The sequence below is a fragment of the Nocardia brasiliensis NBRC 14402 genome, from assembly GCF_000308475.2.
GTDB classification, from domain to species: domain Bacteria; phylum Actinomycetota; class Actinomycetes; order Mycobacteriales; family Mycobacteriaceae; genus Nocardia; species Nocardia brasiliensis.
Genome location: NZ_BAFT02000111.1, coordinates 1 through 6,107, shown reverse-complemented (window position 1 = coordinate 6,107; position 6,107 = coordinate 1). Strand labels below are relative to the sequence as shown.

6 protein-coding genes are annotated in these 6,107 nt (G+C 69.8%); 3 read left to right on the top strand and 3 right to left on the bottom strand.

Features of this window, described 5'->3' with window-relative positions:
• Positions 1–717 (bottom strand): biotin/lipoyl-containing protein (locus TY25_RS38450; protein WP_042264983.1); only part of this gene is annotated, 717 nt, incomplete at its 3' end.
• Between the two features lie 349 nt (positions 718–1,066).
• On the opposite strand from TY25_RS38450, the gene TY25_RS38445 reads away from it, so the two are divergent.
• The gene (locus TY25_RS38445; protein WP_042264985.1) at positions 1,067–1,339 is read left to right on the top strand and encodes a hypothetical protein; all 273 of its coding nucleotides are present in this window, start codon (positions 1,067–1,069) and stop codon (positions 1,337–1,339) included.
• Between the two features lie 234 nt (positions 1,340–1,573).
• On the opposite strand, the gene TY25_RS38440 is transcribed toward TY25_RS38445, so the two are convergent.
• A complete protein-coding gene (locus tag TY25_RS38440; protein ID WP_042264981.1) occupies positions 1,574–3,085 on the bottom strand; it encodes a leucyl aminopeptidase in 1,512 nt (503 codons plus the stop codon).
• Positions 3,082–3,879: a TetR/AcrR family transcriptional regulator gene (locus tag TY25_RS38435; protein WP_042264977.1), complete on the bottom strand. Its 798-nt coding sequence runs from the start codon at positions 3,877–3,879 to the stop codon at positions 3,082–3,084. The genes TY25_RS38440 and TY25_RS38435 overlap by 4 nt, the downstream gene beginning before the upstream one ends.
• A gap of 110 nt (positions 3,880–3,989) precedes the next feature.
• Here TY25_RS38435 and TY25_RS38430 point away from each other — a divergent pair, with 110 nt between their 5' ends.
• Positions 3,990–4,595 (top strand): GNAT family N-acetyltransferase, encoded by a 606-nt coding sequence (locus TY25_RS38430; RefSeq protein WP_042264976.1) that lies wholly within the window; start codon positions 3,990–3,992, stop codon positions 4,593–4,595.
• A gap of 166 nt (positions 4,596–4,761) precedes the next feature.
• Positions 4,762–5,862, top strand: coding sequence for a glycine cleavage system aminomethyltransferase GcvT (gene gcvT, locus TY25_RS38425; protein WP_042264974.1), 1,101 nt, complete (start codon positions 4,762–4,764; stop codon positions 5,860–5,862).
• Positions 5,863–6,107: the final 245 nt, after the last annotated feature.

Genomic DNA, 6,107 nt, shown 5'->3' with positions numbered 1-6,107 from the left:
CTCGGGCTTCGGTTCCGGCTTGGGCTCGGGCTTGGGTTCCTGCTTCGGCGCGGGTGCCGGGGCCTCGGGCGCGGCGGCCGCGGGGGTGCCGCTGCCGATCACGCCGAGCTGTCCACCCACAGCGACGACATCGTCTTCCTGCGCGGTGATCTCGAGCAGCGTGCCCGCGACCGGCGAGGGGATCTCGGTGTCGACCTTGTCGGTGGAGACCTCGAGCAGCGGTTCGTCCACGGCGACCTCGTCGCCGACGGCCTTCAGCCACCGGGTGACGGTGCCTTCGGTGACCGACTCGCCCAGCTCGGGCATCTTGACCGGGGTGCCGTCACCGGCGGACGCGCTCGCGGCGGGCGCGGCTTCCTGAGCGGGGGCTTCCTGCGCGGGCTCCGGCTCGGCGGCGACGGCTTCCTCGGCGGGCGCTTCCTGCGCGGGCGCGGCAGCGGCCTCGGGTTCGGGGGCCGAGCTCGGGGCGGGCGCCTCACCGGCCTCGCTGATCACGCCGAGCTCACCGCCGACCTCGACCACATCATCTTCTTGGGCGACGATCTTCGACAGCACGCCCGCCGTGGGGGACGGGATTTCGGTGTCGACCTTGTCGGTGGAGACCTCGAGCAGCGGCTCGTCGACCTCGACCGTGTCTCCTTCCTGCTTCAGCCACCGGGTGACCGTTCCCTCGGTGACGCTCTCACCAAGAGCTGGCATCTGGACGGAGAAGGCCATGTCCTCTGACTCCTCTGACTGCTCGACGGGTTTCTACAACAGTTGATCTCGCTGCGGACCCCCGTCGCGGGTTGCGGCGCGAGTCCGAACGCCACTGATCATTGTGCGTGGCACCGGAGATCCTTGTGGTTCTTGTACCGCGAACCATCCTTGCACTTGGCGGTGCGGCGTGTAGCACAGGGCAGCGAACTCGCTCGAGCTGGCAAGATGGAAACACCGGTGGGCGAGATGCTCCGGGGTGTGAAAGGAGGTGCGCGTCGTTGGGTTTGCTGGATCGTTTCCGAGGCGGCGCGACCAGGGGTGGTGGCGCGATACGAGCGGGTTCGGGGGTACGGCCGACGCCCGCTATCTGGCCGACTGGGTGCGCACCCACGTCGGCGTCGAAGGCTATGTGGAACCGAAAACGACCGTGACGGATGTCACTGTCGTGCTGGTCGCGGCCGACGGCGAATGGACCCGGCGGATCGTCGGGGAGCGCGGGGCGCAACGGCTTGCCAAGGATTTGCGGATCCCCGTTTACGACGTCGGCAAGACCGGATATCCACAGCGGATGCGCGACTACGACGCCCGCAAACGGATCGAGCGTCAGCGCGCATTCGAGGCGGATCTGCACGATCTATAGCCGTCGGCTACGGGCTGCCATAGCCGCTGGCTACCGTCTGGCGACGGGGGTTTGCATGCCTCGGACCGCCCGGTGGTGAGTGGCTGTCATGGGTTCGCAGCGCGCCAATTGTGTCCGCGCGCACGCACTTCTGTGCCCCGCGTATGAAACTGGTGCTCGTGCGTCCGCGCGTGAGGCCGGGTGCCCGCGCGCACGAGGTCGACTGTTCGTCCGCGCGGGCGACGAGCCTGGTTTCTACTCCGCGCCGATTTCCTCGAGCACGGTGATGAGGGTGCGGACGGGGACGCCGGTGCCGCCCTTGCCGATGTAGCCGAACGGGCCGCCGGTGTTGTAGGCCGGTCCCGCGACGTCGAGGTGGGCCCACTGCACGCCCTCCGGGACGAACTCCTTCAGGAACAGGCCGGCCGAGAGCATGCCGCCCCAGCGGTGCGGTGTGACATTGGCGAGGTCGGCGATCTTGGAGTTGATGTCCGCGCGCAACTCCGCGGGCAGTGGCATGGCCCAGCCGTTTTCGCCGACCGCGCGGGAGACGGCGGCGACGCGGTCGCGGAACTCGTCGGTGCCCATCACGCCGGGCGTGCGGGTGCCGAGCGCGACCATCTGGGCGCCGGTCAGGGTGGCGACGTCGATGAGGTAATCCGGGTCGTCCTCGCTCGCGCGCACGATCGCGTCGGCCAGGATCAGCCGGCCCTCGGCGTCGGTGTTGAGCACCTCGACGGTGATGCCGCCGTACTGGGTGAGCACGTCACCGGGACGTTGCGCGGTCGCCGACGGCATGTTCTCCGCCATCGGCACCGTCGCGGTGACGGTGACCGGCAGGCTCAGCCGCGCCGCCAGTAGCGTGGTGGCGATGACCGCGGCGGCGCCCGCCATATCCGAGGTCATGTTGTCCATGTTCTGCGCGGGCTTGATCGAGATGCCGCCGGTGTCGAACGTGATGCCTTTGCCGACCAGCGCGACCTTCTTCGGACCGCCCGCATAGGTGATGCGGACCAGCCGCGGCGGCCGGGACGAGCCCTTGCCGACCCCCAGCACGCCGCCGTAACCGCCTGCCTCCAGGGCCTTTTCGTCGAGCACCTCGACCTGCAACCCGGCGGCCTCGGCCAGTTCCTGGGCGCGCGAAGCGAATTCGGCCGGGTAGAGGTGGCTCGGCGGGGTGTTGACGAAATCCCGTGCGGTGGCGACGGCTTCGGCGATCAGCTGCGCGCGGAACAACTCCTGCTCGCCGAATTCCGGCTCGGGCACCAGCAATTCGACCCGGGCCACCGGGCGCTCATCCGGCTTGGGTGCGGACTTGTCCGACTTGAACGGCGTGAAGGTGTACGCGCCCAAGTAGAAACCCTCCGCGGCGGCACCGATATCCAGGCCGGACAGCGTGGTCACCACGAGTTCGGTGCCGGACAGCGCGCGGGCGGCTACCCCGGCCGAGCGGCGGATCTGCTCGGCGTCGATCTTCTCGGCGGCGCCGAGGCCGACCGCGAGCACGCTGGTCACCCCGTCGAGCCCGGCCGGTGCAGGCACCCTGGTCAGTTCCTCGGCCTTGCCCTTCGCACCGACCGCGCCGAGCTGGTCGAGCAGTTCGGCCCGGACCTCCGCGGTGAGCACGTCGCCGAACAGGTCCTCGGGCACGATGGCCGGGCCGTTCTCCGACGACGTCAAGCCGAGCACGAGCACGTCGGTGTCCGTGCTGATGGTCTGAGTGCGGGCGAGTTCCGGTCCTAGTGAGCGATCTGCAACAGCGGTCATGGGCTCAGGCTACTGGGCAGTCTGATCGCGATCCCGTCGAGGAGCAGCGCGAGCCCGGCCTCCAGGACGTGGTCCAAGTCCAGGTCGGGGCCGGGCGGGCCGGCGGAGAAGAGCCGGTGCAGCACCGGCCGGGCGGCTGGGTCGAGCAGCTCGGCGAGGTCGGGCGGCGGCTCCAGCGCCTGACCCCGCAACCGCTCGGCACGCTCGGAATTGGTGAGCAGCGCCAGACCCTGAACCAAGCCGGAGAACGACAGATAGATCGCGAGCATCGCGTCCCGGGTGAGACCGCGGTGATCGAGTGCGGCGAACGACCGTTCGAGGATGTCGGCGAGCGCGGGGCCGACCGGCGGACGGGTACGCGCGAGGATCGGCAGCATCCAGGGGTGGCGCTGGTACAGCTGCCATTCCGCACGGGCCTCGTACGCCAGGCGCGCCCGCCACTCGGTGAGTTCGGTTGCGGGCGGCTGGATCTCGCCGAGCACCAGTTCGGCCATGCCCTCGAGCAGCGCTTCCCGGTCCGGGAAGTGGCGGTACAGGCCCGCGGTCGCCGCGCCGAGGGCGCTGGCGATGCGGCGCATGGAAAGGCCGTCGATACCGTCGCGATCGGCCAGTTCGACGGCGGCGCGCAGGATGCCGACCGTGGTCAATTTGGCCGGTCGGGGCGTGCGCGGGGCCGGAGTCACCTCGTCGCGGCGGGCTCGATACGCGCGGGCCTGACAGGCGCGCGAACAGTAGCGGCGTTTGCGGCCGCGCGTGGGCTGCGCAAGCGTCTCGCCGCAGATTCCGCAGGCCATAGCGGCTCCGTTTCGACACACGAACAGTTGTGACGAAATTCTAGCTAACCTAGTTTGACCTGCCTACCTTGGCGAGAGCACACAGTGTTCACAGGCGAAAGGAACGGTCGATGGAGATCACGGTTCGACAGGCAGGCCGGCAGGATCGCGACGCGGTCATCGAGGCGTTCACCCTCGCCAGCCCCGACGAGGAGGTGACCGCCTGGGTGCTCGCGGGCCATGCTTTCGAACAGTTCAGCGGGCAGTACGTGCCCGGACTGATCGACCGCGCACTGGCCGACGACGAGATCTGGCTCGCGGGCTCTGGCTCGCAGATCTGGGCGGTCTCGATCTGGCAGCACGTGGCATCCGCGGAACGGCTCGAACAGGATGCGGTCGAGGCGCGGGCGCTGGCCGCGACCGCGCCGGACATCCGTCCGCTGCAGCGCGCGGCGTACGTCTCCGATCTGCTGGCACGCACCCACCCCCGCGAATTCCCGCACCGGTACCTGCAGGTGATCGTCACCGTGCCGGAGCATCGCGGGAAAGGCGCGGGCGGCGCGATCCTCGCGGGCCAGACCAAAGCGGCGTCCTCGGCCGGTGTTCCCGCCTACCTCGAAGCCAGCACGGAACGGTCCGCCCGGCTCTACGCCCGTAACGGGTTCGCCCGCACCAACATCGACCACGACCTGCCCGAGGGTGGGCCGACGCTGCGCCCGATGTGGTTCCGGGGATAGTCGCGGAGGCGCCGGGGCCGCGGCGGTGTGTGCGGTTCTGGTGGTGCTCGGGGTCGGATGCGAGGTGCGGGGGTGGAGGCCGGTGCGGGTGGTGGCGTCTGGGCGGTCAGACGGTGGGGGTGAGGGAGTGGGTTCGGGACGGGGGCTTGGCGGATAAGCTCGCCGGGTGACCGACTCGAACCTGCTGCAAGGCCCTATCCATGAGGTACACGTCGAACTCGGGGCGACGTTCGCTCCGTTCGGCGGGTGGGAAATGCCCGTCTCCTATGCAGGGACGGTCGCCGAACATCAGTCGGTCCGCACCACGGTCGGACTGTTCGACGTGAGCCACCTCGGCAAGGCGACGGTGCGCGGTGCGGGCGCGGCGGACTTCGTGAACTCGGCGCTCACCAACGACCTCGGCCGCATCCGCCCGGGCAAGGCGCAGTACACGCTGTGCTGCACGCCCGAAGGCGGCGTGATCGACGACCTGATCGCCTACTACGTCAGCGACGACGAGATCTTCCTCGTGCCCAATGCCGCCAACACCGCGGCGGTGGTCGCGGAACTGCAGAAGGTGGCGCCCGAAGGCATCACGGTGACCGACGAGCACCGCGAATACGGCGTGTTCGCGGTGCAGGGTCCGCGGTCCACCGACGTGCTGACCGCGCTCGGCCTGCCCACCGACATGGAGTACATGGCCTACGCCGACGCGGAATGGGACGGTCGTCCGGTCCGCGTGTGCCGCACCGGCTACACCGGTGAGCACGGTTACGAACTGCTGCCCCGCTGGGCCGACGCCGAACCGCTGTTCCGCGCGCTTGTCGAGCAGGTGCGCGCCGCCGACGGTCAAGCCGCCGGTCTCGGCGCCCGCGACACCCTGCGCACCGAGATGGGTTACCCGCTGCACGGGCACGAACTCTCCCTCGAGATCTCGCCGGTGCAGGCCCGCACGGGCTGGGCGGTCGGCTGGAAGAAGCCGGAGTTCTGGGGCAAAGCCGCACTGGAACAAGAGAAGTCGGCGGGCCCGCGCCGCACCCTGCTCGGCCTCAAAGCCCTCGACCGCGGTGTACTGCGGCAGGGGCAGACGGTGCTGCGCGACGGCGAGCCGGTCGGTGAAACGACCTCCGGCACCTTCTCGCCGACCCTCAAGATCGGCATCGCCCTCGCCCTCCTCGACACCGAAGCGGGCCTCGAACCCGGCACCGAGGTCGAGGTAGACGTCCGCGGCCGCGCGCTGCGCTGCGAGGTCGTGCGCCCGCCGTTCGTGGAGACGAACACGAAGTAAGACCTGGGTCGAGGTGTGCGGCCGCGGATTCCCCGCAGCCGCACACCTTTCGCGTTTCTGGTGCGATCCGCCGGCACACGTCTGGCCGACACGTGAGCAGTGCAGGCTCGCGCCGTCCGCGACGGATCGTTGTCTGCGGTCGCCCGTGCTGTCCGTGGTGACTCGCGTCGTCCGCGATGACTCGCGTCATCTCGGCGATGCCGCAGGCGGTCCCGACGAGGGCGCGCACTCCCGCACCCTTTCTG

Coding starts and splice junctions, on each gene's coding strand:
- TY25_RS38435 (WP_042264977.1), bottom strand. CDS start 3,879: ATGGCCTGCGGAATCTGCGGCGAGACGCTTGCGCAGCCCACGCGCGGC.
- TY25_RS38430 (WP_042264976.1), top strand. CDS start 3,990: ATGGAGATCACGGTTCGACAGGCAGGCCGGCAGGATCGCGACGCGGTC.
- TY25_RS38440 (WP_042264981.1), bottom strand. CDS start 3,085: ATGACCGCTGTTGCAGATCGCTCACTAGGACCGGAACTCGCCCGCACT.